At 69.6% G+C, this 24,258-nt stretch carries 30 protein-coding genes and 1 tRNA gene; 8 read left to right on the top strand and 23 right to left on the bottom strand.

Translation table 11 applies throughout. From position 1 onward, the window contains the following. Positions 1 to 20 precede the first annotated feature (20 nt). Positions 21 to 1,439, bottom strand: a complete 1,419-nt coding sequence (purF, locus tag DAERI_RS16545; RefSeq protein ID WP_103130548.1) for an amidophosphoribosyltransferase — start codon at positions 1,437 to 1,439, stop codon at positions 21 to 23. Positions 1,440 to 1,536: 97 nt separating this feature from the next. Here purF and DAERI_RS16540 point away from each other — a divergent pair, with 97 nt between their 5' ends. Next, complete coding sequence (locus tag DAERI_RS16540; RefSeq protein ID WP_235610438.1) at positions 1,537 to 1,887, top strand: endonuclease domain-containing protein; 351 nt, start codon at positions 1,537 to 1,539, stop codon at positions 1,885 to 1,887. 77 nt (positions 1,888 to 1,964) lie between these two features. Here DAERI_RS16540 and purL read toward each other — a convergent pair whose 3' ends face one another. From purL to DAERI_RS16445, 19 genes are all read right to left on the bottom strand, one after another. After that, a complete protein-coding gene (purL, locus tag DAERI_RS16535; RefSeq protein ID WP_103130546.1) occupies positions 1,965 to 4,214 on the bottom strand; it encodes a phosphoribosylformylglycinamidine synthase subunit PurL in 2,250 nt (749 codons plus the stop codon). Then, positions 4,211 to 4,549 carry a hypothetical protein gene (locus DAERI_RS22095; RefSeq protein WP_133162054.1) on the bottom strand — a complete coding sequence of 113 codons (339 nt, stop codon included), beginning with the start codon at positions 4,547 to 4,549 and terminating at the stop codon, positions 4,211 to 4,213. The genes purL and DAERI_RS22095 overlap by 4 nt, the downstream gene beginning before the upstream one ends. Further along, positions 4,546 to 4,980, bottom strand: a complete 435-nt coding sequence (locus DAERI_RS16530) for a type II toxin-antitoxin system VapC family toxin (RefSeq protein WP_103130545.1) — start codon at positions 4,978 to 4,980, stop codon at positions 4,546 to 4,548. The genes DAERI_RS22095 and DAERI_RS16530 overlap by 4 nt, the downstream gene beginning before the upstream one ends. Next, on the bottom strand, positions 4,977 to 5,339 hold the full coding sequence (locus DAERI_RS16525; protein ID WP_103130544.1) for a helix-turn-helix domain-containing protein: 363 nt from the start codon (positions 5,337 to 5,339) through the stop codon (positions 4,977 to 4,979). The genes DAERI_RS16530 and DAERI_RS16525 overlap by 4 nt, the downstream gene beginning before the upstream one ends. Before the next feature lie 4 nt (positions 5,340 to 5,343). Continuing rightward, the gene (purQ, locus tag DAERI_RS16520; protein WP_103130543.1) at positions 5,344 to 6,027 is read right to left on the bottom strand and encodes a phosphoribosylformylglycinamidine synthase subunit PurQ; all 684 of its coding nucleotides are present in this window, start codon (positions 6,025 to 6,027) and stop codon (positions 5,344 to 5,346) included. Continuing rightward, on the bottom strand, positions 6,024 to 6,293 hold the full coding sequence (gene purS, locus DAERI_RS16515; RefSeq protein WP_103130542.1) for a phosphoribosylformylglycinamidine synthase subunit PurS: 270 nt from the start codon (positions 6,291 to 6,293) through the stop codon (positions 6,024 to 6,026). Before purS ends, purQ begins: the two co-directional genes overlap by 4 nt. A gap of 22 nt (positions 6,294 to 6,315) precedes the next feature. After that, positions 6,316 to 6,654: a DUF7668 domain-containing protein gene (locus tag DAERI_RS22090; RefSeq protein ID WP_133162053.1), complete on the bottom strand. Its 339-nt coding sequence runs from the start codon at positions 6,652 to 6,654 to the stop codon at positions 6,316 to 6,318. Continuing rightward, entirely contained in the window at positions 6,654 to 7,364 is a 711-nt protein-coding gene (purC, locus tag DAERI_RS16505; protein WP_103130540.1) for a phosphoribosylaminoimidazolesuccinocarboxamide synthase, read from the bottom strand. The genes DAERI_RS22090 and purC overlap by 1 nt, the downstream gene beginning before the upstream one ends. 251 nt (positions 7,365 to 7,615) lie before the next feature. After that, positions 7,616 to 8,485, bottom strand: coding sequence for a peptide chain release factor N(5)-glutamine methyltransferase (gene prmC, locus DAERI_RS16500; RefSeq protein WP_103130539.1), 870 nt, complete (start codon positions 8,483 to 8,485; stop codon positions 7,616 to 7,618). A gap of 22 nt (positions 8,486 to 8,507) precedes the next feature. After that, positions 8,508 to 9,092, bottom strand: coding sequence for a Jag family protein (locus DAERI_RS16495; RefSeq protein ID WP_103130538.1), 585 nt, complete (start codon positions 9,090 to 9,092; stop codon positions 8,508 to 8,510). A gap of 96 nt (positions 9,093 to 9,188) precedes the next feature. Then, a complete protein-coding gene (locus tag DAERI_RS16490) occupies positions 9,189 to 9,791 on the bottom strand; it encodes a peptidylprolyl isomerase (RefSeq protein ID WP_103130537.1) in 603 nt (200 codons plus the stop codon). 21 nt (positions 9,792 to 9,812) lie between these two features. Continuing rightward, positions 9,813 to 11,102, bottom strand: a complete 1,290-nt coding sequence (locus tag DAERI_RS16485) for an aminopeptidase (protein WP_103130536.1) — start codon at positions 11,100 to 11,102, stop codon at positions 9,813 to 9,815. Between the two features lie 5 nt (positions 11,103 to 11,107). Then, the gene (locus tag DAERI_RS16480; RefSeq protein ID WP_103130535.1) at positions 11,108 to 11,692 is read right to left on the bottom strand and encodes a DUF2087 domain-containing protein; all 585 of its coding nucleotides are present in this window, start codon (positions 11,690 to 11,692) and stop codon (positions 11,108 to 11,110) included. Continuing rightward, a complete protein-coding gene (locus DAERI_RS16475) occupies positions 11,689 to 11,931 on the bottom strand; it encodes a hypothetical protein (protein ID WP_235610437.1) in 243 nt (80 codons plus the stop codon). Before DAERI_RS16475 ends, DAERI_RS16480 begins: the two co-directional genes overlap by 4 nt. Positions 11,932 to 12,331: 400 nt before the next feature. Beyond that, positions 12,332 to 12,790: a tRNA (cytidine(34)-2'-O)-methyltransferase gene (locus DAERI_RS16465; RefSeq protein WP_103130533.1), complete on the bottom strand. Its 459-nt coding sequence runs from the start codon at positions 12,788 to 12,790 to the stop codon at positions 12,332 to 12,334. Next, positions 12,787 to 13,275: a 2-C-methyl-D-erythritol 2,4-cyclodiphosphate synthase gene (gene ispF, locus DAERI_RS16460; RefSeq protein ID WP_103130532.1), complete on the bottom strand. Its 489-nt coding sequence runs from the start codon at positions 13,273 to 13,275 to the stop codon at positions 12,787 to 12,789. The genes DAERI_RS16465 and ispF overlap by 4 nt, the downstream gene beginning before the upstream one ends. 28 nt (positions 13,276 to 13,303) lie before the next feature. Further along, positions 13,304 to 13,924 carry an IMPACT family protein gene (locus DAERI_RS16455; RefSeq protein WP_103130531.1) on the bottom strand — a complete coding sequence of 207 codons (621 nt, stop codon included), beginning with the start codon at positions 13,922 to 13,924 and terminating at the stop codon, positions 13,304 to 13,306. Then, positions 13,921 to 14,526 (bottom strand): NUDIX domain-containing protein, encoded by a 606-nt coding sequence (locus DAERI_RS16450; RefSeq protein WP_103130530.1) that lies wholly within the window; start codon positions 14,524 to 14,526, stop codon positions 13,921 to 13,923. The genes DAERI_RS16455 and DAERI_RS16450 overlap by 4 nt, the downstream gene beginning before the upstream one ends. A gap of 28 nt (positions 14,527 to 14,554) precedes the next feature. Further along, the gene (locus DAERI_RS16445) at positions 14,555 to 15,466 is read right to left on the bottom strand and encodes an AfsR/SARP family transcriptional regulator (protein ID WP_103130529.1); all 912 of its coding nucleotides are present in this window, start codon (positions 15,464 to 15,466) and stop codon (positions 14,555 to 14,557) included. Between the two features lie 1,019 nt (positions 15,467 to 16,485). Here DAERI_RS16445 and DAERI_RS22085 point away from each other — a divergent pair. Both DAERI_RS22085 and DAERI_RS23155 read left to right on the top strand, forming a co-directional pair. Further along, the gene (locus DAERI_RS22085; RefSeq protein ID WP_133162052.1) at positions 16,486 to 16,665 is read left to right on the top strand and encodes a hypothetical protein; all 180 of its coding nucleotides are present in this window, start codon (positions 16,486 to 16,488) and stop codon (positions 16,663 to 16,665) included. Between the two features lies 1 nt (position 16,666). Next, positions 16,667 to 16,801: a hypothetical protein gene (locus tag DAERI_RS23155; RefSeq protein ID WP_268806551.1), complete on the top strand. Its 135-nt coding sequence runs from the start codon at positions 16,667 to 16,669 to the stop codon at positions 16,799 to 16,801. Positions 16,802 to 16,987: 186 nt separating this feature from the next. Here DAERI_RS23155 and DAERI_RS16440 read toward each other — a convergent pair. Together DAERI_RS16440 and DAERI_RS16435 are read right to left on the bottom strand one after the other, a co-directional pair. Then, a tRNA-Lys gene (locus DAERI_RS16440) sits at positions 16,988 to 17,063 on the bottom strand. Positions 17,064 to 17,100: 37 nt separating this feature from the next. Next, positions 17,101 to 18,261 (bottom strand): bifunctional folylpolyglutamate synthase/dihydrofolate synthase, encoded by a 1,161-nt coding sequence (locus tag DAERI_RS16435; RefSeq protein ID WP_103130528.1) that lies wholly within the window; start codon positions 18,259 to 18,261, stop codon positions 17,101 to 17,103. A 142-nt stretch (positions 18,262 to 18,403) separates the two neighbouring features. On the opposite strand from DAERI_RS16435, the gene DAERI_RS16430 reads away from it, so the two are divergent. After that, on the top strand, positions 18,404 to 18,910 hold the full coding sequence (locus DAERI_RS16430; RefSeq protein WP_103130527.1) for a vitamin K epoxide reductase family protein: 507 nt from the start codon (positions 18,404 to 18,406) through the stop codon (positions 18,908 to 18,910). Positions 18,911 to 19,232: 322 nt separating this feature from the next. Here the strand turns inward: DAERI_RS16430 and DAERI_RS16425 are convergent, their stop codons facing one another. Next, positions 19,233 to 20,453, bottom strand: a complete 1,221-nt coding sequence (locus DAERI_RS16425) for an NAD(P)/FAD-dependent oxidoreductase (RefSeq protein ID WP_103130526.1) — start codon at positions 20,451 to 20,453, stop codon at positions 19,233 to 19,235. A gap of 51 nt (positions 20,454 to 20,504) precedes the next feature. Here DAERI_RS16425 and purE point away from each other — a divergent pair, with 51 nt between their 5' ends. From purE to DAERI_RS22460, 4 genes are read left to right on the top strand one after another with little or no spacing between them, the layout of a single operon-like run. After that, positions 20,505 to 21,038: a 5-(carboxyamino)imidazole ribonucleotide mutase gene (gene purE / locus DAERI_RS16420; protein ID WP_103130525.1), complete on the top strand. Its 534-nt coding sequence runs from the start codon at positions 20,505 to 20,507 to the stop codon at positions 21,036 to 21,038. Continuing rightward, positions 21,035 to 22,147 (top strand): 5-(carboxyamino)imidazole ribonucleotide synthase, encoded by a 1,113-nt coding sequence (purK, locus tag DAERI_RS16415; protein ID WP_103130524.1) that lies wholly within the window; start codon positions 21,035 to 21,037, stop codon positions 22,145 to 22,147. The genes purE and purK overlap by 4 nt, the downstream gene beginning before the upstream one ends. A gap of 46 nt (positions 22,148 to 22,193) precedes the next feature. Further along, complete coding sequence (locus DAERI_RS16410) at positions 22,194 to 23,357, top strand: VanW family protein (RefSeq protein WP_103130523.1); 1,164 nt, start codon at positions 22,194 to 22,196, stop codon at positions 23,355 to 23,357. A gap of 39 nt (positions 23,358 to 23,396) precedes the next feature. Then, complete coding sequence (locus tag DAERI_RS22460) at positions 23,397 to 24,230, top strand: GNAT family N-acetyltransferase (protein ID WP_103130522.1); 834 nt, start codon at positions 23,397 to 23,399, stop codon at positions 24,228 to 24,230. The last annotated feature ends 28 nt before the right edge of the window (positions 24,231 to 24,258 follow it).

The following is a 24,258-nucleotide window of genomic DNA, read 5'->3' as shown; positions in this document are numbered from 1 at the left end:
ATGTTGTTCGGTTCGTAGTTTTACACTTCCAGCGCCAGCTTGTCCACGTCGTTCAGCAGGGGCGTGCCCGCCGGATAGTCCCCGGTGAAACACGCGCCGCACAGCCCCGAGCCGCCGATGGCCTGCCTCAGCCCCGGCTCGCTGATGAAGGCGAGGGTGTCGGCGCCGATCAGTTGCCGGATTTCCTCAATGCTGTGGGTGCTGGCGACGAGTTCCTTGCGGGCGGCGGTGTCGATGCCGTAGAAGCACGGGTGCGTGATGGGCGGGCTGGAGACGCGGAAGTGGACCTCCAGCGCCCCCGCCTCGCGCAGCAGGTTCACGATCTGGCGGCTGGTGGTGCCGCGCACGATGGAGTCGTCCACCAGAATCACGCGGCGGCCCCGCACCGCGCTCGTGGGCGAGAGCTTCATCTTGACCTTCAGCTCGCGCGCCTCCTGGGTGGGGGCGATGAAGGTGCGGCCCGCGTAGGGGTTCTTGTACAGGCCGTAGTCAAAGGGAATGCCGCTCTCGCGGGCGTAACCGATGGCCGCGCCGATGCCGGAGTCGGGGACGGGCACCACGATATCCGCGTCCACCGGCCTCTCGCGGGCGAGCTGCGCGCCCATGCGCAGGCGGCTCTCGTGGATGTCCACGCCGTCGAGTTCGCCGTCGCTGCGGGCGAAGTAGATCCACTCGAACGAACAGGGGGTGGGCCGCTTCGGTTCCACCATCAGCGAGTGCAGGCCGCCTCTGTCGAACCACACGAGTTCGCCGGGTTGCACGTCGCGGATCAGCCGGGCACCGACCGCGTACAGGGCGCAGGGCTCGGAGGCGAGAACCCATGCCCCGTCGTCGCGCTGGCCGACCACCAGGGGCCGGACGCCGTGCGGGTCGCGGAAGCCGATCAGGGCCGTGCGGCTCATCAGCACGCAGGCGTACCCACCCTTGAGCTTCTTCATCGCGCTCGCCGTCGCCTCGATCAGGTCCATGTGCGACTCTCGGGCGATCAGGTTGAGCATCACCTCGGAGTCGTTCGTGGTCTGGAAGAGGGCGCCCTCCATCAGCATGGCGCCCCGGACCTCGCGGGCGTTCACGAAGTTGCCGTTGTGCGCCAGGCCCAGGATGCCCTTGTTCGTGCGGGTGGTGAGGGGCTGGGCGTTGAAGCGCAGGTTGGAGCCCGTGGTGGAGTACCGGACGTGGCCGATGCTCACGCGGGCGTTGGGGAGGCGCAGGCCGTCCAGCCGCCGCTCGTCGAACACCTGCGTCACCAGGCCCAGGTCCTTGTCCACGTGGAAGCGTTCGCCGTCGGAGACGCACATGCCCGCCGCCTCCTGCCCGCGGTGTTGCAGGGCGAAGAGGCCCAGGTAGGTCAGCCAGGCGAGGTCGTTCGGCGTGGGCGAGTACAGGCCGAAGACACCGCACTCGTCCTGGGGCTTGTCGGTGGCGGGGTCAAAGAGCATGGGGGAGTCCTTTGGGGCGGTGGCGCGGGTCGGACGCCCCCTCACCCCCGGCCCCTCTCCCACGGGGGGAGAGGGGAGCAGGCGGGTAGATTGTCGTGTGGCGACACGGAGTGTGGGGCAGGGGACGCAGAAGGCGCGGATTTTGCGGCGCAATCAGACGCCCGAGGAGCAGATGCTCTGGCATGCCCTGCGGAACAGGTTCCTGACTCTCAAGTTCAGGCGCCAGCAGCCCATCGGGCATTACGTCGTGGATTTCGTCTGTTACGAGGCCCATCTGGTGATCGAACTGGACGGCTCCCAGCATGCCGAGGAAGCTGCCCGCGCCTATGACGCTGTCCGCACGGAGTTTCTTGAAGCAGGTGGCTTCAAAGTCCTGCGATTTTGGAACAGCGAGGTTCGCTCCAACCTGGAGGGCGTCATCCAGAGCATCCGAACCCACCTGCCCTAGCCCCCCCTGCTCCCCTCTCCCTCCGTGGGAGAGGGGCCGGGGGTGAGGGGGCGCGTACTCAGCTCCACCGCCCAAGCTCATCCCAATATCTCCCGCAGCGGCGTCTCGTATGCCGTTCTCAGCGCGTCAAGAGTCACGCTCAACTGTACGTTCGCCCCGGTCACGGAAATAGCGATGCGGTCACTGCCGGGCAGACTTTCCCCCAACGCGGTATAGGGGACCCCCAGCCCGTCCAGCAGTTCCTGCGCCGCCTGCTCGTGGCCCACGGGAACGGCGACGATCACCCGGCTGTGCGCCTCCCCGAACAGCAGCGCGTCCGGGCGCCCCCCTTCCGGCGCGTCGAGCGTGACCCTCAGCCCCTGCCCCCCCGTGATCGCCATCTCGGCCAGGGCGACGGCAAGGCCACCCTCCGAGCAGTCGTGAGCCGTGTCGGTCAACCCGGCGCGGATGAGGGCGAGCGTCCCCTCGATGACCTTCCCCTCCACCTCCAGGTCCAGTTCCGGCACCCGGCCCGCCTCCAGCCCGTGTACCGTTTCGAGGTACTGCGAGGCGCCGATGGTCGTCGCGTGGCGCCCCAGCAGGTAGAGGGTGTGCGGCCCGGCCTTCAACCCCAGCGTGGCCCGCTGGTTCACGTCGGGCAGCACGCCGACCATGCCGATGGTGGGGGTGGGGTGGATGGCGACCTTGTGATCCCCCTCGGTGTACTGGTTGTAGAGGCTCACGTTGCCGCCCGTGACCGGCGTGTTCAGCGCCCGGCAGGCGTCCGCGATGCCCTGCACCGACTGCCGGAGCTGGTAGTACACGCCCGGCTCGTGCGGGTTCCCGAAGTTGAGGTTGTCCGTGATCGCCAGCGGCGTCGCCCCCACGCAGGCGAGGTTGCGGGCGGCTTCCGCGACGGCGGCGGCGGCCCCAGTGTAGGGGTCGAGGTACACGAAGCGCGGGTTGCAGTCGCTCGTTGCGGCCACACCCATGCGGCTGCCCTTCACCCGCAGCACGGCGGCGTCGGCGGCCCCGGGCACGACCACGGTGTTCGTCATGACCTGATAGTCGTACCGCTCGAAAATCGGGCGCTTGGAGGCAATCGTGGGGTGCGAGAGCAGGTCCACCAGCACGGCGCCCAGGTCACCGGGCACGGGCACGCCGCTCAGGTCCCGTTCGCGTTTGGCCCGGATTTCCTCCGACTCCACGCCCTCGCGGGTGTATTTGGGCGCCTCGTTCAATAGGGCGACGGGCAGATCGCAGACGACCTCGCCCCGCCAGGTCAGGCGGTAGCGGCCGTGCGCCTCCACCTCGCCGATGGTCACCACGTCGAGTTCCCACTTGGCGAGGAGGTCCAGCAGTTCCTGTTCGCGCCCCGGGACCGGAACCAGGATCATGCGCTCCTGCGACTCGCTGAGGCACAGCTCCATCGGCACCATGCCGCTCTCGCGGGTGGGCACGAGGTCGAGGTCCATGGTGATGCCGAGACCCGCGCGGTACGCCATCTCGCAGGTCGAGGACACCAGCCCCGCCGCGCCCATGTCCTGCACGCCCGCCACCAGGCCCGCCTGGATCGCCTCCAGCGTGGCCTCCAGCAGCAGCTTCTCCATGAAGGGGTCGCCCACCTGCACGGCGGGGCGGTCGGCCTGCGAGGCGTCGCTGAGGTCCGCCGACGCGAACACCGCGCCCCCCAGCCCGTCGCGCCCCGTCTTGGAGCCGACGTACACGACCCTGTTGCCGACCTCGCCCATCGTCCCCTTCGCCAGGTCCTCGTGCCGGAGGAGGCCCAGGGCCATGACGTTCACGAGGGGGTTCTCCTGGTAGGAGGGGTGGAAGGTGACCTCGCCGCCGACCGTCGGCACGCCGATGGCGTTCCCGTAGTGGGAGATGCCCTCCACCACGCCGTTCAGCAGGAAGCGGGTGCGGGGGCTGTCGGGGTTGCCGAAGCGCAGGGAGTCGAGCACCGCGAAGGGCCGCGCGCCCATCGCAAAGATGTCGCGCAGGATGCCGCCCACACCCGTCGCGGCGCCCTGCACGGGTTCCACGGCGGACGGGTGGTTGTGGCTCTCCATCTTGAACGCCACGCCCCACCCCTCCCCGATGTCCACCACGCCCGCGTTCTCGCCGGGTCCCTGGAGGACCTGCGGCCCGGTCGTGGGAAAGGCGCGGAAGAGGGGCCGCGAGTTCTTGTACCCGCAGTGTTCGGACCACATCGCGCCGACGATGGCGGCTTCCAGCGCGTTCGGCTCGCGCCCGATGCCCTGCACGAGGAGGTCGTATTCCTCGGCGGTGAGGCCGAACGTTCCGGCACGGTCGCGGAGGGAGGGGGATGGGGGGGACTGAGTCATTTCAGGAACCTCGTCGCCCAAAGCAGGGCGGCTGTACTTACGGCGATGACAGCAAGTTGAATCAGAAGCTGAGAAGTGCGGACGCTGGCATTGGACATGCAGCGATGAAACTCCTGGCTATAAGGCGCCTTTTGTCTGGCTGCGCTTTCTGGGAAGAGGTCGTCAAATTCACCGGTCTGCTGTCCGACAATTTGTTGAGCACTCTGCCCACAATGCGCTCTTGCGTCGGCATAGTCTCCTGGCCCTGCTGTCAGGACAAGGGGTGGATGAAAGAAAGTCACCCAGAGGGCGGCGATGACACCGACTATGACAAGCGCTGCCCTAACATAGGTCACGGGTATGTCGCCTCCGGCATCAATTTCCCGGCGGCGTCTTGCAGCCTCACGTCAAAGGTCAGGAACTTGATTTCCGTGCTCTGGCGAAGGGCGAGGGCAGAGGCGAGGTGGAGGGCGTCCATCGCCTGCAGGCCCTTGTGGGCTTTCAACACGTCGGCAGCGATCTTGGAGACTGGGGCGGAGACTTCGACGATGTTGACCTGCTCCCAGTTCTGTTCAAAGGCTTGCCGGGTCTCCCAGTACGCTTCCTCGCTCATGCGCCCCTGCTGAAGCTGACGAGCGAACACGCCGCAGACCTCCGCGTGGGTGATGGCGCTGCTGGCGAGGTCGCTGGTTCTCCCAAGGGCGACTTCGACCTGCGCGGCCTCTTCGGGATTTTCGTCGGTAAACAGCTTGACGAAGGCGTTGGAATCCAGGTACAGCGTCGTCATTCCGTGTGCCCCCGCAGGTCGTCCAGAATCTCCTGCGCCGAGGGGCCGGGGGCGACTGTGGCACGGTAGCCGTTGTACTTGAACACCTTGCGGTTGCTGGCGTCGTAGACGGGCGGCGTGGTCAGCATGGCATCGGGCGTGTCCTCCAGCATCTCCGTAATCTCCACCTTCTGCCCCCTGACCCGCTCCAGCGCCTGCAAAATCTTGGCGACCGTATCCAGATCGATACGCTGCGCGGGCTTGCGGGCCAGGCTGTAGACCGTGCCCGGCGCCACGCGGCCCTTCACCTCCTGCACCAGCCGGTACGCGGAGATGTCATGTTCTTGCAGGTAACGTCCGAGGTTCAGGCGCAGCGTCATACTATTATCTTATCAAACTTCGGGAAGTTGGTACTATTTTCAACGACTCGAAAATGCCCCGCCCGTCCTCGCTCCCCAGCAGCCGTTCGACGGCCCGCTCGGGGTGAGGCATCATCCCCAGCACGTTCCCCTGTTCGTTGACGATGCCGGCGATGTCGTTCAGCGAGCCGTTGGGGTTGTCCACGTAGCGGAACACCACCCGGCCCTCGGCCTCCAGGCGGGCAATCGTCCCCGGGTCGGCGTAATAGTTGCCCTCACCGTGCGCGATGGGGATCTCGAGGATCTGGCCCGGTGCGTAGGCCCCGGTAAAGGCCGTGTGCGCGTTCTCCACCCGCAGGTGAACGGGCGCGCAGTGGAAGTGCAGGTCGCGGTTGCGCGAGAGGGCTCCGGGGAGCAGCCCCGCCTCCGTCAGCACCTGAAAGCCGTTGCACACGCCCAGCACAAAACCGCCCCGCTCGGCGTGTTCCTTGACGGCGGCCATGATCGGGCTGCGGGCGGCAATCGCGCCGGAACGGAGGTGGTCTCCGTAGGAAAACCCGCCGGGCAGGAAGACCAGTTCGGTGCCTTCCGGTAATCCCGCCTCGGTGTGCCACACGAACTGGGCGTCCGGGTCCAGGGTTAGCCGGGCGGCGTGCAGGGCGTCGGCGTCGCAGTTGGAGCCGGGAAACTGAATGATCGCCGTCTTCACGCGCCCGCCACCTCGCGCACCTCTTCCAGCTCCCAGCGCGCATTCTCCATAATGGGGTTGCTCAGCACGTTCTCGACGATGCCTTGCAGTTGCGTTTCGACCTCGGCGCGCTCGCCACTCAGCGTGAGTTCGATGTACTTGCCGACGCGCACGCCCGACACGTTGGCGTGGTCGAGGTGCGAGAGCGCCCGCTCGACGGTGCGGCCCTGCGGATCGAGGATGGAGGGTTTGAGGGTGACGAAGACTTTGGCGGTAAAGGTGGGCATTGAGAAAGCTCCTTGTGGGCTGTTAGGGAACTCTGAGGTCGTAGACATACAAGCGCCGTTTCATTGATTTCTCTTCCTGTGCGATCAGGGCATAGAAGTCACTCTCGGCTCCGTCGAACCACAGTGGAAAGTCCGCCATAAAGGTTCCGGTTTTCACGTCTCCATACATGTCGAAGTCCAAAAACGCGGAGTCTGGAGGCATGGTCATCTCACCGGGGTAAGACTCAAGTACTTCTCGAATTACCTCCAGATCTGATTTTCCAAACAGTCCGTGACGGTGCATGCTCGCTATGTCTCCACGCACTAAAAGAGAGATGAGGGCTTTCACCTCTGCCCGTATCTCCTCGGGAACGTCTCCCATCAAGTAGGTTGCGTCACGCGCCGCAGCATCTCGGCGTAAGCGTCCTCCACCCCGCCCAGGTCGCGGCGGAAGCGGTCCTTGTCGAGCTTCTCGTTCGTCTCGGCGTCCCAGAAGCGGCAGGTGTCGGGGCTGATCTCGTCGGCGAGGACGACCCTGCCGCCCTGCGTCTTGCCAAACTCCAGCTTGAAGTCGATCAGGCGGATGCCCCGCGCCGCGAAGTACGGGGTCAGGAAGTCGCGGACCCTCAAGGCGAGTTCGCGGATGCGGGTCAGGTCCTCCTCGCTCGCCCAGCCCAGCGCAACGGCGGTATCCGTGTTGATGAGGGGGTCGCCCAGCGCGTCACTCTTGTAGCAGTATTCGACGACGGGGCGGCGCAGTTCCGTCCCTTCCTCCACGCCCAGCCGCTTGCTGAAGCTGCCCGCCGCCACGTTCCGCACGATGACCTCGACGGGGATGATCTCCACCGCCCGCACCCGCTGCTCGCGCTCGCTCAGCCGCTCGATGAAGTGGGTGGGAACCCCGGCCCCTTCCAGCAGCGGGAAGAGGTGCGCCGTGATCGCGTTGTTGATCTCGCCCTTGCCCCGAATCTGGGCGCGTTTCACCCCGTTAAAGGCGGTGGCGTCGTCCTTGTACTCGACCACGTACTCGCGGGGGTTCTCGGTGGCGTAAACCCTCTTGGCCTTGCCTTCGTACCGTTGCTCAAGCTTCATCGGGGACTCCCAGGGGGCTGGACCAGTAGGGCGAGCGTCCCCCGGAAAGGTGCGGGAAGACGCTCGTGGGGTGCGCGGGGCTGAACATGCGGGGGCCTCCATCGCCGCCTCTCGGGCGGGCTTACCGTGCGGGCACGGGGCGTCTCGCGGGACGCGGGTGGAAGGGGGGAGAAAGGAAAAAGGAAAGGGACGCAGCCGGGGCTGCCGTACTCCACCCTAACATCCCCTGAAGGGCGGGGGTGTGAGCCCGTTCAGACTGGGGCCCGCGCCCCCGCACGCCCAGCCCGCACGAACCGCGCCCGCCCGGCGAGATCGGGGAGGACCTCGGCGTGCCAGCCCCGGGCGCGCAGTTCGGCGGCAAACGGGGCGGCGTTGCGCGGGTCGAGTTCCAGCAGCAGCACACCATGCGGGGCGAGGGCGCTGCTCGCCTCCGCCGCCAAAGGCCGCGCCACGTCCAGTCCATCCGGCCCCGCGTACAGGGCGAGGTCGGGGTCGAAGCGCACCTCCGGGTCGGCTCCCTCCCGGTCGGCGGCGGGCAGGTAGGGCGGGTTGCTCACGATCAGGTCGAAGGGGCCGGGGAGACCCGCGAGGAGGCTGCCCCCCAGAAACGTGACCTCCAGCCGGTTGAGGGCCGCGTTCTCCCGCGCCAGGTCCAGGGCGTCGGGGCTGAGGTCGGTGGCGGTCACCGTGGCGTCGGGGCGGGCGGCCTTTACCCCCAGGGCGAGCGCCCCCGTGCCCGTGCCCACGTCGAGCACGCGCGGGGACACGGCGGCCCGGAGTGTTTCGAGCGCCAGGTGGAGCAACCATTCCGTCTCGGGTCGGGGGATGAGGGCGCGGGCATCCGTCCGCAGCCGCACCCCACCCCACTCCACCTCCCCCAGCAGGTGCTGGAGGGGTTCGCGGGCGGCCCGGCGGTGAATCAAGTTCAGCAGCCTCGCCGCGTCGGCCTCCGGGACGACCTCCCCCCCCCGGGTGAGCAGCGCCGCCCCGCCCAGGCCCAGCCCGTGCGTGACGAGCGCCCGCGCGTCCGCCTCGGGAGAGGGCACGCCCGCCTCCCGCAGCAGGCGCGCGGCCTCGCGCAGCCACGCGCGGACGGTGAGGAACCCGGGTTCGGGGGGCATGGGAGGGTGCCCGCCCGTCCCCCTACCCGTGCCGGGGCTTGATGATGAGCCGCCGCGCGCTTCCCTCGCCCACCGATTCGGTCATCACGTCGGGGTGTTCCTTGAGGGCGATGTGGATCACCCGGCGGTCGGCGGCGGGCATGGGCTGGAGTTCGTGGGGCTCGCCGCTCTTGGCGACCTGCACGGCCAGCCGCTCGGCGAGGCGGGAGAGGGTGTCGGCCTGCCGCCTGCGAAAGCCGCCCACGTCCACCCGCACCCGCAGGTCGGAGCGGCCCGCCTGCTTGGCGAGCACCGTGTACGCGATCACCTCGATGGCGCCCAGCGTGCGCCCGTCGCGGCCCGCCAGCCGGGCGGCGTTCTCCCCGGCGATCTCGGCCTCCAGGGCGTCCTCGCCCTCGCGGACGGTGACGGTAAGGCCGGGGTCGATGCGGCTCGTCAGGCCCTTCAGGAAGCGTTCCAGCACCGCCCGGGGGTCCTCGTGCGCGGCCTCCAGCGCGGGAGAGGCCGGGGCGGCGACCTCCGGCGCTGGGGGAAGCGGCGCGCTCTCGTCGGCGCCACTGATCCCCAGCCCCGCGAGGTAGTCGTCGAGGTTCGTGCGGTTGTCCATGGGGTTCAGTCTAGCGCGACCCTCTCACGGGGTTCCCACAGAAAGGCTGAAGGCAGGAGGCCGGAACTCCGGCTCCCTGCCTTTCGCCTTCGACCTTCAGCCCCCCGCGTTCTTTTCCACCAGGTACGCCCGCTCGATCACGTCGGGCGTGCCGGGCATCCCCGGCTGAATGCGGGTGAGGCGGTCGAGCACATCCAGCCCCTCCACCACGCGGCCAAAGACGGTGTGCTTCCCGTCGAGGTGGGGCGTGGCCGTGAAGGTGATGAAGAACTGCGAGCCGTTCGTGCCCCGCCCCATCTGGATACCGGCGTTCGCCATGCTCAGCACGCCCTTGCCGTCGTGGCGGTGGGGATTGCCTGCCACTTCATCGTCGAACTTGTAGCCAGGACCGCCCGAGCCCGTGCCGGTAGGGTCGCCGCCCTGCGCCATGAACCCCTCGATCACGCGGTGGAACTTGATCCCGTCGTAGTAGTGGTGGCGGATCAGGTAGGCGAAGGAGTTCACCGTGACGGGCGCCTCGTCCGCGAACAGGTCGATCACCATGCGGCCCTTGCTCGTCTCCAGCACGGCGCGGTAAGCCTTGCCCGGCTCGATGCCCTCGCCGAGGTCGGGGGCCTTGGCGAAGCGCGTCTGGCGCTCGCGGGAGAGTTCGGGCGTCGGCTGGAAGCCTGCGGGCTGGTAGGCGTCAGAAGAGGTCATGGGGGGCATTGTAATGGGCGGTCAGCATTCAGCGGTTAGGGGCGAAGGCTGGACTTCCGCGTCTGAAGACTCCTCCACCACCCATTCGCCCCCGCGCATCAAGGGCTCCCGTGCGCCGTCCGCCCGCACGCCGTCCACATCTGTATCGGGCGTGCCGATCATCCAATCCACGTGGATCAGCGAGTCGTTGCCGCCCGCCGCGAGCAGGGCCTCGGGGTCCTCGCCGCCCCGCACGTTCGTGGGGTAGCAGCGGCCCAGGGCGATGTGCGAGGCGGCGTTCTCGTCGAAGAGGGTATTCAGGAAGAGCGTCCCCCGCTGCGCGACGGGCGCCGAGGCGGGCACGAGCGCGACCTCGCCCAGCCGGGCCGCCCCCTCGTCCGTCTCGATCAGTTGCCGCAGCGTCTCCTCGCCCCTCTCGGCGCTGACCTCGACGGCGCGCCCGCCCTCGAAGCGCACGCGGATGCCCTCGACAAGCTGGCCGCGCACGCTCAGCGGCTTGGAGGCGACCGCCACCCCGTCCACCCGCTCGCGGTGGGGCGCGGTGAACACCTCGTCGGTGGGGAGGTTGGGCACCGCGCGGACGCCATTTTTCGCCGTCTCCGCGCCGCCCTGCCAGATGTGATCCTCCGCCAGCCCCACGGTGAGGTCGGTGCCCAGCCCGCTCCTGAAGTGGAGGGCCTTGTACTGCCGCCCGGTCAGAAAGGTGGTCAGGCGCTCCAGGCGGTCCAGGTGTGCGGCCCAGGCCCCGACCGGGTCGGGTTGATCGGCGCGGGTCACCGCGAAGATGTCGTCCCACAGCCGGGCGACCGCTTCCTCCTCGGGCAGTTCGGGGTAGACGCGGCGCGCCCAGGCGGGGGTGCTCATGGCGGCGACGGTCCAGTTGACCTCCATCCCGCTGATCGCGCGGCTCACGTCGCGGGTGGCGGCGGCGAGGGCCTTGCTTCTCCGCGCGACCCGGCCCTGGTCCACCCCGGCGAGCAGCGAGGGGTCCTCGCCCACGATGGAGATGAAGGCGTAGCCGTCCCCCACCATCGCCTCCTGCTCGGCGGCGAGCCAGGCGGGCAGGTAGTCCACGGCAGCGTCTGTGCCGTCCTCGAACAGGGCGAGGGCCAGGTGGGGGTCGCCGTAGTTCACGCGCACGTCGTCGGCCCCCGCCCGGTACGCGGCGCGGACCACCAGGCGTACCAGGGGCGCGGCGTCCACGGGGGCGCGGACAAGGACCTTGCCCCCCTTCGGCAGGTTGACGCCCGTGCGGACGAGCAGTTCGGCGTAGCGGGCGAGCTTCTCCTGGGAGGCTGGGGTGGAGGTCATGGGCGTCACTCTACGGCCCCGGGCGGGGAAGAGGGGGCGTCGCTCCCGACCACCCGCCAGTACACCCCGTTCTCTCGGGCCAGCAGGCCCAGCCCCACGAGTTCGCACCGCAGGGTGAAGAAGTCGGGGTGGTACTCGGCCAACTTGTCACTCACCTCGCGCTCCGTGTACGTGCGGCCCGGCTCGAAGAGGGCGGCGAGTTCATGCAGGATCACGTCGCGTTTCTTGCGCTGGGCGGGAATGCGGGTCAGCCGCCCGTCCCTCAGGAAGGCGCGCAGCACCCGGGCGCGGTAGGGGTCCTCGGCGGCGGGAGGAGCGGCCTCCCCCCGAATCAGGGTGTCGAGCGTCACACCCAGGGCCGCGTGGTTCGCCATGACGAGGCGGTGGTGTCCGTCGGAGCGCACGGTCGTCAACCCCGCCTCCGCCAGTTGCGCGAGGTGGTGACTGACCGTGGCGGGCGCGAGGTTCATCAGCCGCGCCAGGGTCTCGCCGGACAGGGGTTCAGTCCAGGTCAGCCGCAGCAGCGTCAGCCGCGCCGGATGCGACAGCGCGCGGAAGACGGCGGCGCGGGCGTTCAGGTCGGCGCTCATGCCCGCGCCTCCCGGGGCCAGGGCCGTTCGCCGTACGCGATGAGGTGGCTGGAGGCGTAGATTTCCAGCGCCGCCCTAAGTGTGTCCAGCCGGGCCTGGGCTTTCGCGGTGGCCGCCTGGTCTCTCTCCGCACGGGCCAGCCGCAGGTCCCGCTCGGCGTTGTTCAGCAACCCCTGGAGGATGCGGTGGTACTCGGCATTCATCCTCGTTCGGGGCACTTCTACATCAGGCTGTGACATTTCGACTCCTTTCGAATCAAAGTTAAATCAATTCGAGGACTATCGAAATAGGAGAAGTGGCGTAGGGGCCTGAACCGCTGGTCCTGATGGTGGTGGGGCCTCTTGTACGCTAGGGTATGCGCCGCCGCTGGGTTCTCCTCGCCGCCGTGCTGTGGGTGCTGTTCACGTTCGGACCGCTGCTCGGCGTGCTGGTGGCCTCGGCCGTGGCGAATGCCCACGGCTGCCGCCTGGACGAGAGCGGCGCCCATCCCTGCGTCGTCGCCGGGCGGGACGTGGGCTGCCTGCTCGCCGGGCTGTTCGTCCTGGGCTGGCTGATGCTCGTGACGCTGCCCGTCGGGGCGATGCTTGGTGTGGCTGGCCCGTCTGGCGCAGCGGGGTTCGCGGAGCGGCTGACCCCCCTCTACCAGCCCTCGATCTGCCGCCCCGCCTCGAAGGCCGCTGCCCCCACCGCCACCGCCAGGTTCAGGCTGCGGCCCCCGCCGGGCTGCGGAAGCCTCAGGGCGGGCAGTCCCTCGCGCAGCCACACCGGCAATCCGCGCGACTCCGACCCGAAGCAGAGGTAATCGCCCCGCTGAAATCCCGCCCGGGTGTAGAGGGTGGTCGCGTGGGTGGAAAAGGCCCACACCCGCGCACCCGGCTCCAGCGACGCCTGGAACGCCGTCCAGCTCGCGTGTTCGTGGAGGGTCACTCCCTCCAGGTAGTCCATCACGGCCCGGCGGAACTCGCGGTCGTGCAGGTGGAAGCCGAAGGGCCGGATCAGGTGCAGCTCGGCCCCCAGCACGGCGCAGGTGCGCGCGACGTTTCCCACGTTGCCCGCCTTCTCGGGCTCGAACAGCACGACGCGGAGCAGGGGACTCACCCTTCCACCCGCGCGAGCAGCACCGTCACCCGCACCTGCACGTGGTCGGGCGCCAGGCCCTCCGAGGTCTTGAAGCTCACGCCGACCTCGGTTTCGGGCAGCCCGAGGAGGTCAGCGAGGCTGCGGGCGATGTCGGCGCGCAGCGGCCCCAATTTCGGGCGGTCAAGCGTGACGACGAGGGCGACGTTGGCAGGCGCGTAGCCCCCCTCCCGCACCAGCTCCAGACAGCGCCCCAGGATCACCCGCGAGTCCAGCCCCGCATTCTCGGGCGCCGTATCCGGGTAATACTGCCCGATGTCCCCCAGCGCCAGGCCCGAGAGCAGCGCGTCCGCCACGGCGTGCAGCACGGCATCCCCGTCACTGTGGGCGACCGCGCCGCGCTCGGCGTGGGGAATGGGCACGCCCCCCAGCATGAGGGGCCGTCCCGCCGTCAAGCGGTGGGCATCTTCTCCATAGCCGATGCGGTAGGGGAGGGGGGAAGTCATGGGGGGAGGATAGAGGGCCCGCCCTGCTTCAGGCGTCCGGCCCTTCCACCCCCGCCGCCCCCCGAGTCGCATCCCGCAGCGCCGCCGCAAAGGCGCCCGCGTCCTCCGGGTGGACCCCAACGTCCAACGTGACGCCCGAGGCCGTGTATCCCTCCTCGCCGCGCACCGTGTCGAACGTGCCCAGCAGGTGGTACAGGGCGCTCAGATGTTCGAAGGGCACCTGGACGGTGAGGGTCCGGCGGGGGCGAACGGTCTCACGCGGGGCCGTCCGCAGGCATTCCGCCGCCGTGCCGCCGTACGCCCGCACCAAGCCCCCGGTGCCCAACTTCACGCCGCCGTAGGAGCGCACGACCACGACCATCACGTGATCCACCCCCTGCCCCTCAATGGCCCGCAGGATGGGCGCCCCCGCCGTCCCCCCCGGTTCCCCGTCGTCATGGAAGCGGTACAGGGGGCCGATGTGGTACGCCCAGCAGTGGTGGGTGGCGTCCGGGTAACGCTCCCTCAGGGCCGCAAGTTGGGACAGGGCCTCCTCCGGCGTGTCCGCCCGCTGCGCAAACGCCAGGAACTCGCTGTTCTCGATCACGGCGTTCAGGCGGTGCGGCGAGGCGAGGGTGGTGAAGGGGGCGGGCAGGTCGGACCCGGTCACAGCAGGCCGCGCTCCAGCAGGTGCCGCCGGGCGTGCCAGAGGGTCAGGCTGCTCGGGCCGTCCTGAATCTCGCCCGCGTCGAGCATCCGGTACGCCTCGGCCAGAGGCAGGGCGACGCGCTCGATGACCTCCGTTTCCTCGTGCGCGGTCTCGCCCAGCGTCACCCCCAGCGCCAGCAAGGGGTAGAACACCACCCCGCTGATGCTCGGCTGGGGGTAGAAGCCGGGGAGGGGCACCCACTCTGCCGCCGCTCCCCCCACCTCCTCGGCGAGTTCGCGTGCCGCCGCCGCAGGCAGGTCCTCGCCACGCTCCACGCCGCCCGCCACGACCTCCCAGATGGTGGCGCGCAGAGGGTAGCGGTACTGCCGGATGAGGACGGCCTCCCCCCGCGCGGTGACCGGCAGCACGAAGACGGCCCGGGGTCCGCGTGGTCGGTACTGGTACACGACCTCCACCCCCGCCGCCGTCCGCGCCCGGTCCTCCAGCACCACCCGGAAGCCGTCCACCAGCACCCGGGACGCGAGGGTGTCCCAGGGCTGAGCCTCGTCCGGGACCAGCCTGGCCCAGTTGGGATGCGCCTCTTCCGTCCGCTCGTCCGCCATGCGCGCAGGCTACCCCGCGAAACTGGGTTCAGGCCTCCATGCGCTGCAACTCCACCACGTACCGCGCGACCTCCTGGGCGGGGGCCACGGCCCGGGCGATCTCCACCCGCTCGGCCAGCACCTCGGGGTCGTAGGGGTCCACCCGCAGGTACTGGTTGGCGAGGAGCAGGGCCCGCCGCAGGTCCCCTGCCGCCCGCGCCGAGCGCATCTGCTCGCGCAGCGCGGTCGTGACCGAGGCCTGCAACTCCTCGCGCAGACTATCCGCCCACTCGCTGTCCGTGACCGGCGCCATGAAGGGGCCGCGGTACAGCGCCAGCACCCGCGCCACGTCCCCGCGCTCCAGCGCGTACTCCAGTTCCTCCACATCCAGCGTGAGGCTAACCCCCGGCCCCAGCACGTAGCGCGGCTGGTTGTGCGGCCCCGAATGCACCACCACGTCCCTCCCCAGCCCCTCCCGGAGTTCGCGGATGGCGCTGCGGATGTAGTTGGACCCGGCCACCGGTTCCTTGTCGGGATACAGGTCGAGCTGAATTTCCTGCCGGGTCCGCCCGGGGTTCCGGCTGAGGTAAACCAGCAGGAGCGCGCTCCCATGCAGCGTCAGCGGCACCGCCCGCCCGTCGCGCGTCACCTGCACGCGCCCCAGGGTCTGCACCTGCACGTGGGTCAGGCGTTCCTCGTCCAGCAGCGCCCCGCCCGTCATGGCCGCCAGTTTCTCCAGCACCGCCTCCATGAAGGGGGCGACCTCCGGCTCCAGCATCGCGCTGTGCGTCAGCTCGGCCAGCTCCTCGATGTCCGGGCGGTACCGCGCCTTGTCGCGCTCCTGGAGAAGTCGCTCCAGCGCCTCGCGCAAGCTCTCCACCGATGCCCGCGCCTTGCCCGCCCGCCGCAGGGCATCCGCGTAGTGAAGGAGAGTGCGGGTGAGGAGGTGCGAGTCCTGCATGGCTCGAATACCCGGTAACCCGGCATTGAAATCAGCCAGAGCGAGTTCAATTTGCCCCCGCCGACGCAGCACCACGCCTCGTGTGATCAGCAGGGGAGGAGGCAACTCCTGGCCCAACGGCACGGCGCCATGTAGCGCCTCCAGCGCCTTCGCGTGTTGCCCCTGTTCGCTGTAAAACTCAGCGAGGCGGGAGGCGGTCCATACACGGTTTTCATGGTCGCCGCTCTGCTGCACTAAGTCGAGAAGTTCCAGGAGAGTGGGAAGGAGCCGCGCCTGATCACCACGAAGTCGGTGAAGTTCCGCCTCTACCGTAAGAATAATAATCAACCATTGATCTGAACTAAACTGAGGTTTTGTGAGGATTTCTCGCGCTTCACTGATGTATTTCTCCGCTGAATTGAAATCGCGAAAATCGAGGCACAAACTTGCTATGCTCTGCAATGCGGATACTCTAGGATAGGGAATTGGGTCTACCCCTAAAACCTTTAAAGCCTCTTTGTATAATTGTAATGCGCGGCGATCATTCCCAATAATGGAATACATTTGTCCCAATGTCTGGGTAACACGGCCAGTCAATTCTTCGTCTCCAAAAGCTATGTAGCCATGCCACGCTTTTTCGCAGCGTGCCAGGCCTAAGTCAACATTACCCATTTGGAATTCAGTGGTGCCCCACCACCGTTGATTGCGGAGTGCCAGCTCTCCTTTTAGCAATGGCTCGATCTGGGAGAACTGTTCAACAGCCTCCTCGAATCGCCCCATCAGGCGCAGTAAATTCCCGAGTTCAACCATCGCCTCCAAGTCACCCAAGACACTGGCTCTGGTTAAGGGCGTCTCAGCCAGTTCGAACTCGCGCAGTCTAAGATAGGATAAGCCAACCATTCGCCACAACTCGGGTGTGGTCTCTTCGATCAGAGGCGCGTTTGTGATGACAGATCGGTAATTGCCTGCTTCAAACGCTGATTTTATTGCATCCAGCGCGCCCATCTGTCTCCTCATGCCTGCCTCGGTAAATTGGAGTCATGAAAGTTCAGGCTATCACCGTAACCCTTACAAAAGTATCACACACCCCCTACAGCCTGGGTGGCTCGAAGGAGTTCGGCGTGATGCGCCTGGGTGGCTCGAAGGAGTTCGGCGTGATGCGCCTGGGTGGCTCCAAGGAGTTCGGCGTGATGGCCCCCGCCCTCGGGAAGGCGGCCTGACATGCGCGTGGTCATGAAGGTCACGCCCGCCCCGGCGCCCCAGCCCATCAAGACCGAGCGCCCGGTGGCGCAGAAGCCCCGCGAGGTGACCGTACCGGTCATGAGGGGAGGGAACGCGGATTTCGGGGTCATCTGAGCGGCATATTAGAGCAAAGCGGGGCCATCCGTGAAGGTGGCCCCGCTTGCTTTCAATGCGTGGCTGTGCGGCTCCAGCCGAGGCTCCTTCGTATCCCTACTTACGGTGCCGTCATCCTTACACGCTGAGTAGAAGTCCGCTTGACGGCGGCAAATGTAAAACCCCGCACCGGGCGGGGCTTTTCTCTGGTGGGTCGTGTAGGAATCGAACCTACAACCCGCTGATTAAGAGTCAGCTGCTCTGCCAATTGAGCTAACGACCCAGAGCGGAGAGCAGTATAGGAACGCCCGCGGGTCCTGTCAAGTTAGGCCGGGCAGACCCCGAATCACCCCGGCCAGGTAGAGGCTCCCGGTGACGAGCAGGGTGCCCCCCGGTGGGGTTAGGGCGAGGGCGCGCGCGAAGGCCTCCCGGGGGTCGGGATGGGCGAGCCCCCCGTACTGCCGCGCGAGGAGTTCCGGTGGGGTGGCGTGGCTGCCGGGCGCGGTAAAGACGCGCGCGGGCGCGATCGCCAGCAGGGGGGCGAGGGTGGCCCCGGTATCCTTGCGGGCGAGGTTGCCGAACAGCAGCACATCGGCGTGGGGAACGCTGGCGGCCAGGGCGCGGGCCGCGTGGGGGTTGTGCGCGCCGTCGATCAGGACCGTCCGGCCCCCCACCTCGAAACGTTCGAGGCGGGCGGGGTGGGTAGCGTTCAAGGCCGCCTCCACCCCGCCTCCATAGCCCAGGATGCGGAGGGTCGCGGCGGCCAGGGCCGCGTTCCGTTCCTGGTGCGCCCCCGCCAGGGCGGGAGGGTGGGGGAGGGTGAACAGGGCCGGATGGGTATTTGGCGTGAGGAGCGGCGCTCCCACCCCCGCCGTGACCTCGCGGATCACTTCCAGGGCCTCGCCCGTGGCCGTGGTCAGGAAGGGGACGCCCCGCCGCGCGGCACGGGCCTTATCCCGGGCGATGGCGGGCACCGTCTCTCCCAGCACGCTCACGTGGTCGAGGGCCACGTTTGTCAGGGCGACGGCCACGACATGGATCAGGGCCTGGGTCGCGTCCGTCACGCCGCCCACCCCCGCCTCCATCACGGCGACCTCCACCCCGGCCTCGGCAAAGGTCAGGCAGGCCAGGGCGAGGGTGAGGTCGAAGAAGGCGGCCTCCGGGGCGTGTTCCTTCGCCCACTCGATAAAGGCGGCAGTACGGGCCGGGTCGAGGTCGTGCCCGTCCACCCGCACCCGCTCCTCGTAGTGCTGGAGGTGCGGGCTGGTGAAGCGGCCGACCCGCACGCCCGAGGCGAGCAGCCCGGCCTCCAGCATCGCGCAGGTGCTGCCCTTGCCGTTCGTGCCAACCACCCGGACGCTGGTGAAGGCAGTGTCCGGCGAACCCAGACGGTCGAGGAGCGCCCGCGCGGCCCCCGGCCCCCGTTCCCGGCCCGAGCGGGTGCGGGCGTAGAGCCAGTCGTAGTCCGGGGCGCCCGTCATGGGGTGAGGGTAGCGTGCGGGCCTCCGGCTTCCACAGGGGACCTACCCCCAAGGGATGACCACAGGCCTTTCATCCGGGAGTGGGGAACTGCCGGGAAGAGTGGGAGGGCATGGGCGCCCGCCGCGCCCGGGGAGGAACACGATGGACCCGACTCAGCTCAGCCGTGAACTGCGCGAAGCGCACACCCCCGACCTCCACCGCCGCCGCTGGATCATCGGCCTGTCGCTGCTGGGCGCGGCGATGGGACAGGTCGTGACCCTGTACCAGACTGGCATCATCCGCCGCCTGCCCGACCCGCCCCTGAACATCTTTGATTCCAGCCGGGTGGACGCCTCCGAGTACGGCTATAAACGCCTGAACACCCCGGACGCCGTGATGATGGTCGTGAGCTACGGCGCGACCGCCTGGCTGGCCGCCGCCGGGGGCAAGGACCGCGCCTCTACCCTGCCGCTGCTGCCCGTCATGATGGGGCTGAAGATTCTGGGCGACGCCGCCACCGCCGTGGAACTGGGCCGGGAGGAGTGGCGGGAGAACAAGGCCCTGTGCGCGTACTGCCAGGTGGCGACCCTGGCCTCGCTGGCCTCCATCCCGCTCGCCTTTCCCGAGACGCGGCGGGCGCTGGCGAACCTGCTCGGCAGGCGGGGTTAGGGCGGGGCGCAGCAGGCTGGTCATCCTGAGCCCCGCGGAAGGTCCCGAGACTTGGGGACGCTTCGCTGGCGCTGGGCAGGACAACCCTTTCGCCCTGGGAGGCGGAAAAACCTACGCTGCCCTGCCTTGCACGCATGGAGGTTGCAGAGGCTGAAAATGGTAGCTGTCCTGTTCGGGCGTGGCGCGCGGGAGCAAATCGCCCGAGGGCGCCACCCCGCGCATCCCGCCTGTTGGCCGAGCGCAGGAGGTTTGGGAAGTGTGCCGGGTTCCAGGTGCGGACGCGAAAGGCTGGGAGAAGGGGAGGGGTGATGTCTCCCTGATCCTAGTCGCGAGGCCAGGGAACCCTGGGGGCCAAGCAAACCGCTCCTCCCCGGTAACGGCCCACCCAGAGACGGTCCACCCGGTGCTTGAGCCCCAGCCACACCCGGCCCCGCCCCCACAGGAACGGGCCGAGCGCCAGCCAGCCCTCGGGCTCCCCCGTCGAGAGCAGGTAGGGCGAGGCGGGATAGGGGCGAAAGCGCCGCAGCCGCACGGTCTCCGGGGGCCGGTCCTGGTCCAGACCGCGCAGAAGACGGTCCACACTGCCGCGCAGGTGCAGCCCCTGTTTCACCGCATTCACGCCGCTGCGGTCCAGGTGCGTCCCCTCGACCTGCACGGCGTCCCCGGCCCCCGACAGGCGCGGGTACCCCGGCACCTGGAGGGTTCGCGTGACCCGCAGGAAGTCGCCCTCCCCCACGGGCAGGCCGGAGGCGCGGAAGAGCGGCTGGCCGCGCGTGCCGGTCGCCCACAGGGTCAGGTCGCCGGGGAGGCTCGTCCCGTCCTCCAGCTCCACCCGTCCGGGGAGGGCACGGGCGACGCAGGTGTGCAGGCGCACGTCCACGCCCCGTGCCCGCAGCCGCGCCCCCGCGTGCCGTCCCAGGCCGGGCGCGAACGCTGCCAACAGACGCGGCCCGGGTTCGAGCAGCGTGAAGGTGAACCCGGGCCGCCTGCCCCCCCGCGCCGTGATGTTCAGGAGCAGTTCCACGCCCGCCGCCCCTCCCCCGACGACCGTGAGCCGCCCGCCCGGGGCCGTGTCCAGCCAGTTAACCAGGCGGCGCAACCCGGGAAAGGGCCTGACCCGCACGGCGTTCCCGGCGGCCTCCTCATCCGCGGGCAGCCCGCCGATGTCGAACACGGCGAGGTTGTAGGGGAGGCGCTCGCCCCCCGCCGTGACGACCTCGCGCGCCGTCACGTCCACCCTCGCGGCGCGTCCCGGTACAACCGCCACACCGCCCCGCAGACACAGGCGCAGGAGGTCGATGCGCGTCTCCTCCTCGCGGTACCGCCCGCCGACGAACTCGGGAGCCATGCCGGAATACCACAGGAAGCGGTCGGGGGTGAGCAGCGTGACGCGCACCCCCCGCCGGACCCAGCGCGCGGCGGCCCGGAGCAGCGCGACGTTGGCGTGGCCCCCGCCGACGAGCAGCAGGTGGGGTCGTCCGGCCACGGGGTCACGCTCAGCCGCATTCCGGCCAGGCTGACACGCCCGGGTCGGCGCGGCCATCACCCAACGTCTATCCGGCCCCGGGGCGGCCTCCCCGTCATCTCCGTTAGGATGCGGGCCGTGACGGACGGACGAGGGGCGCCCCGGGTGGGCGTGGTGATGGGCAGCCGCAGCGACTTCGAGACGATGGCGGGCGCGCTGGACGTGCTGCGCGACCTGGACATTGCGTACGAGGTGCGGGTGCTCTCGGCCCACCGCACGCCGCACCTGCTCGCCCGTTACGCGGCGCGGGCCGAGCGGCTGAACCTGAGCTGCCTCATCGCGGGGGCGGGCGGGGCGGCGCACCTGCCGGGGATGCTGGCGGCCTTTACCCGCGTGCCCGTGCTCGGCGTGCCGGTCCAGTCGCGCGCCCTGAGCGGCCAGGACAGCCTGCTGAGCATCGTGCAGATGCCCGCCGGGGTGCCGGTGGCGACCTTCGCCATCGGGGCGGCCGGGGCGAGGAACGCCGCCCTTTTCGCCGCTGCCCTGCTCGCCACGACGGACCCGGGCGTGAGGGAGCGGCTGGACACCTTCCGCCAGGCCCAGACGCAGGCCGTGCTCGAAGATCCGTATTTCGACGGCCACCCTCAGGCGGGGGCGGAATGACGTTCCCGTCTCGTGCCCTCGGCATTCTCGGCGGGGGCCAGCTTGCCCAGATGCTCGCGCTCGCGGCCCTGCCCCTGGGCGTGCGGGTCGTGGTGCTGGAGCCCGACCCCCAGGCCCCGGCCCGGCTGTGCGCCGAGCATATCCAGGCGCCCTACACCGACCCCGCCGGACTGAACCGCCTCGCCACGTGCGACGCCGTGACCCTGGAGTTCGAGAATGTGCCGGTGGAGGCCCTGGCCGCGCTGGAGGGCCGGGTGCCCGTGCGGCCCGGTGGCGACCTGCTCGCCCGCAGTAAGCACCGCGCCCGTGAGAAAGAAGCCCTGCGGGCGGCGGGAGCGCGCACGGCCCCCTTCGTCCCCATCGAGTACGGGGCGGACCTGGAGGGGGCGCTGGAGCGGGTCGGCGGGCGGGGCCTCCTCAAGACCTCGGAGCTGGGCTACGACGGCAAGGGGCAGGCGCGGGTGTCGGGTGAAGCTGAGCTGCGGGAGGCCTGGGAGACACTGGGCCGGGTGCCCTGCGTGCTGGAGGGCCTGATCCCCTTCGAGCGGGAGGTCAGCCTCGGCGTGGCCCGCAGCGCTGCGGGCGAGGTGGCGTTCGGACCGCTGGTGGAGAACACCCACCGGGCGGGCATCCTCCGCACCAGCGTCTACCCCTCTGCCGCCCCGGAGGGCACCGAGGCCCAGGCCCGCGCGGTCGCCCGCGCCGTCGCCGGGGCCTGGGGGCTGGAGGGCCTGCTCACGCTGGAGTTCTTCCAGCTCCCCGGTGGGGAACTCCTGGTGAACGAGGTCGCGCCGCGCGTTCACAACAGCGGGCACCTCACCCAGGACGGCGGCGGGGTCAGCCAGTTTGAGGCGCAGGTGCGGGCGGTGCTGGGGCTGGGGCTAGCCGACTGGGCGCCGCTGCACCCCACGGCGATGGTGAACGTGATCGGCACGGGGGACGGGCGGGAACCGGATTGGGCGGCCATCGACGCCCTGCCGGGCACCCGGCGGCACCTCTACCACAAGGCGCCGCGCCCGGGCCGCAAGCTGGGGCACGTGAACCTCGTCGCGCCGGATGTGGGGACGCTGCGGGACCGGTTGACCCGGCTGGAGGCCCTCATTCCCTGACCCACGGCGTCAGAGCCGCGTCAGAGCCCGCTCCCTACCCTGGGGCATGCGCCGCGTCCTCTCCCTCCTGACCCTCTCGCTCGTCACGGCGGTGGGAACCGCGGGGGCCGAGCCCTTCCGGCTGACCCTGCACGCCACCGAGTACCGAATTGAAAAGGGCAAGGTGACCCCGCGCGCCGTGGTCAAGAGCTGGGTCCTTCCGGCAGGCGGCGTGGCCCGCAGCCGCCAGTACGGCAAGGTCAGCACCACCCTGAGCGGCACGCTCGACCGCATCTTCGACCAGATTGATGCCCGCCAGCCGCAACCCGCCGTGTTCCGCAACGTTCGGGGCCACTGGGTCGCCGCCGATCAGACGGGCTGGCTGGCCGACCGCGAGCGGACGAAAGCGCGGCTCCTGCGGGCGATCCGGGCGGGCAAGCCTGCCGCCGAGGTCGTCTACCGGACCCTCGTGCCCCGGCGCAGCGTCCGGGAACTCGCCCGGCGCGGCGTCCTGTGGCATGTCTCCACCGGGGAGAGCAGCTACGCGGGCAGCCCCGCCTTCCGCGAGAGGAACGTCCTGGTGGGCGCGGCCAAGCTCGACAACTTCTTCATCGCGCCCGGGCACGAGTTCGACTTCAATGCCGAGGTCGGGCAGATCAACGCCTCGACCGGCTTCGTCAAGGGCTTCGTGATCTCGAACGGCACCCTGGCGAAGGAGGATGGCGGCGGCATCTGCCAGGTCAGCACGACGATCTTCCGGGCGCTGTACAAGGCAGGCCTCCCCGTTACCGAGCGGCACGAGCACAGCCACCGCGTCGGGTACTACGACCCGGTGGGCTTCGAGGCGACCGTGTACGCGCCCGGCAAGAACCTGCGGATGAGGAACGACACGGGCAAATACCTGTTCGTCCAGGCGAGCTGGAACCGGGCGGCCCAGACCCTGCGGTTCGATGTGTTCGGCGCGAACACCGGGCGCAGGGTCCAGATCAGCCCCCCCGTCGTCACCAACTTCCGGCCATCCGGGGCGCCCAGTTACACGCCGGACCCCGGGGTCGTCCTCGGGCAGAGCCGCCTGCTCGACACGCCCGCCCAGGGGATGACGGTCGTGATGAGGCGCGTCGTCGCCTACCCCGGCGGTGAGAGCAGCCAGGACATCCTCAGGAGCGTGTACAAGCCCTGGGGCGCGGTGTACGGGGTGAACCCGGGGGACCGGCGGCTGAAGGGGTCCTGACCCTCGGGGCCGCCGGGCCGGGTGGGTGTACGCTCGGGCATGACCCATCACCGCGACCTTTCACCCCGGAGCCTGGAGCGTCAGGAGCGGCTGGTCCTGGAGGGCCTGGTGGGCAGCGTTCCCGAGGCCGAGCGGGCGGTCCTGGGCCTGACGCTCGCGGACGTGGCGGGTGGGGCGCTCCTGACCCTGGGCCACTACCCGCAGGTCATGGACTTCAACCGCACCCTGAGCCTGGGTGTGGAGCGACCGGCCACGGGGGCCGACCTGGACGAGCTTCAGGCGGCGGGCCGCGCCCACGGGCTGACGCGGCTGATGGTCGGGGTTGTTCCCGGCGCCCAGCCTGGCGACCTGCGCGGGCGGCTGCTGGAACGTGGGGCGCAGCCGACCCGGGCCTGGATGCAGCTCTGGCGCGAGGCCACCCCCTGGAACAGCCCGGCTCCCGGCCTGGACCTGCGGGAGGTCGGGCCGGAGGAGACGGGCACCTTCCTGGACGTGATGGGCCGGGGATTCTCAATGCCCCCCGACCTGATGGCGATGGGGCGCGGCGTGCTGGGCCGGGCGGGCTGGACCCACTATCTCGCCTGGGACGGGGGCGTGCCCGTCGCCTCCGCCAGCCTGCACCTGCAAGGCGGGTACGCCTGGCTGGGCAACGCCACCACCCTGCCCGACTGGAGGCGGCGCGGGGCGCAACTCGCCCTGGTGGCCCGCCGGGTCACCGACGCCGCCCGTGCTGGGGCGCACACCGTCTTCACCCAGGTCGCCGAGGACCTGCCCGACAAGCCCAATCCCAGCGAGCACAACATGCGCCGCGCGGGATTCCAGGTCGCCTACCGCCGCGACCACCTGCTGCTCCCCACGGGGCTTGGCGCCTGAGGCGGAGGGGGCAGCGGGTACCCTGCCC

Origin of the sequence: Deinococcus aerius (assembly GCF_002897375.1) — a bacterium.
Taxonomy (GTDB): Bacteria; Deinococcota; Deinococci; order Deinococcales; family Deinococcaceae; genus Deinococcus; species Deinococcus aerius.
Note: the sequence above shows the minus strand (reverse complement) of the source record. Positions and strands in the feature narration are given on the sequence as shown.

What these genes read in the sequence shown, in the direction of transcription:
- purF (WP_103130548.1), bottom strand. Translation starts at nt 1,439, where the DNA reads ATGCTCTTTGACCCCGCCACCGACAAGCCCCAGGACGAGTGCGGTGTC.
- purL (WP_103130546.1), bottom strand. Translation starts at nt 4,214, where the DNA reads ATGACTCAGTCCCCCCCATCCCCCTCCCTCCGCGACCGTGCCGGAACG.
- DAERI_RS16530 (WP_103130545.1), bottom strand. Translation starts at nt 4,980, where the DNA reads ATGACGACGCTGTACCTGGATTCCAACGCCTTCGTCAAGCTGTTTACC.
- DAERI_RS16525 (WP_103130544.1), bottom strand. Translation starts at nt 5,339, where the DNA reads ATGACGCTGCGCCTGAACCTCGGACGTTACCTGCAAGAACATGACATC.
- purS (WP_103130542.1), bottom strand. Translation starts at nt 6,293, where the DNA reads ATGCCCACCTTTACCGCCAAAGTCTTCGTCACCCTCAAACCCTCCATC.
- DAERI_RS22090 (WP_133162053.1), bottom strand. Translation starts at nt 6,654, where the DNA reads ATGGGAGACGTTCCCGAGGAGATACGGGCAGAGGTGAAAGCCCTCATC.
- purC (WP_103130540.1), bottom strand. Translation starts at nt 7,364, where the DNA reads ATGAAGCTTGAGCAACGGTACGAAGGCAAGGCCAAGAGGGTTTACGCC.
- prmC (WP_103130539.1), bottom strand. Translation starts at nt 8,485, where the DNA reads ATGCCCCCCGAACCCGGGTTCCTCACCGTCCGCGCGTGGCTGCGCGAG.
- DAERI_RS16495 (WP_103130538.1), bottom strand. Translation starts at nt 9,092, where the DNA reads ATGGACAACCGCACGAACCTCGACGACTACCTCGCGGGGCTGGGGATC.
- DAERI_RS16490 (WP_103130537.1), bottom strand. Translation starts at nt 9,791, where the DNA reads ATGACCTCTTCTGACGCCTACCAGCCCGCAGGCTTCCAGCCGACGCCC.
- DAERI_RS16485 (WP_103130536.1), bottom strand. Translation starts at nt 11,102, where the DNA reads ATGACCTCCACCCCAGCCTCCCAGGAGAAGCTCGCCCGCTACGCCGAA.
- DAERI_RS16480 (WP_103130535.1), bottom strand. Translation starts at nt 11,692, where the DNA reads ATGAGCGCCGACCTGAACGCCCGCGCCGCCGTCTTCCGCGCGCTGTCG.
- DAERI_RS16475 (WP_235610437.1), bottom strand. Translation starts at nt 11,931, where the DNA reads ATGTCACAGCCTGATGTAGAAGTGCCCCGAACGAGGATGAATGCCGAG.
- ispF (WP_103130532.1), bottom strand. Translation starts at nt 13,275, where the DNA reads ATGACTTCCCCCCTCCCCTACCGCATCGGCTATGGAGAAGATGCCCAC.
- DAERI_RS16450 (WP_103130530.1), bottom strand. Translation starts at nt 14,526, where the DNA reads ATGGCGGACGAGCGGACGGAAGAGGCGCATCCCAACTGGGCCAGGCTG.
- DAERI_RS16445 (WP_103130529.1), bottom strand. Translation starts at nt 15,466, where the DNA reads ATGCAGGACTCGCACCTCCTCACCCGCACTCTCCTTCACTACGCGGAT.
- DAERI_RS22085 (WP_133162052.1), top strand. Translation starts at nt 16,486, where the DNA reads ATGAAAGTTCAGGCTATCACCGTAACCCTTACAAAAGTATCACACACC.
- DAERI_RS23155 (WP_268806551.1), top strand. Translation starts at nt 16,667, where the DNA reads ATGCGCGTGGTCATGAAGGTCACGCCCGCCCCGGCGCCCCAGCCCATC.
- DAERI_RS16435 (WP_103130528.1), bottom strand. Translation starts at nt 18,261, where the DNA reads ATGACGGGCGCCCCGGACTACGACTGGCTCTACGCCCGCACCCGCTCG.
- DAERI_RS16430 (WP_103130527.1), top strand. Translation starts at nt 18,404, where the DNA reads ATGGACCCGACTCAGCTCAGCCGTGAACTGCGCGAAGCGCACACCCCC.
- DAERI_RS16425 (WP_103130526.1), bottom strand. Translation starts at nt 20,453, where the DNA reads ATGGCCGCGCCGACCCGGGCGTGTCAGCCTGGCCGGAATGCGGCTGAG.
- purE (WP_103130525.1), top strand. Translation starts at nt 20,505, where the DNA reads ATGCGGGCCGTGACGGACGGACGAGGGGCGCCCCGGGTGGGCGTGGTG.
- purK (WP_103130524.1), top strand. Translation starts at nt 21,035, where the DNA reads ATGACGTTCCCGTCTCGTGCCCTCGGCATTCTCGGCGGGGGCCAGCTT.
- DAERI_RS16410 (WP_103130523.1), top strand. Translation starts at nt 22,194, where the DNA reads ATGCGCCGCGTCCTCTCCCTCCTGACCCTCTCGCTCGTCACGGCGGTG.
- DAERI_RS22460 (WP_103130522.1), top strand. Translation starts at nt 23,397, where the DNA reads ATGACCCATCACCGCGACCTTTCACCCCGGAGCCTGGAGCGTCAGGAG.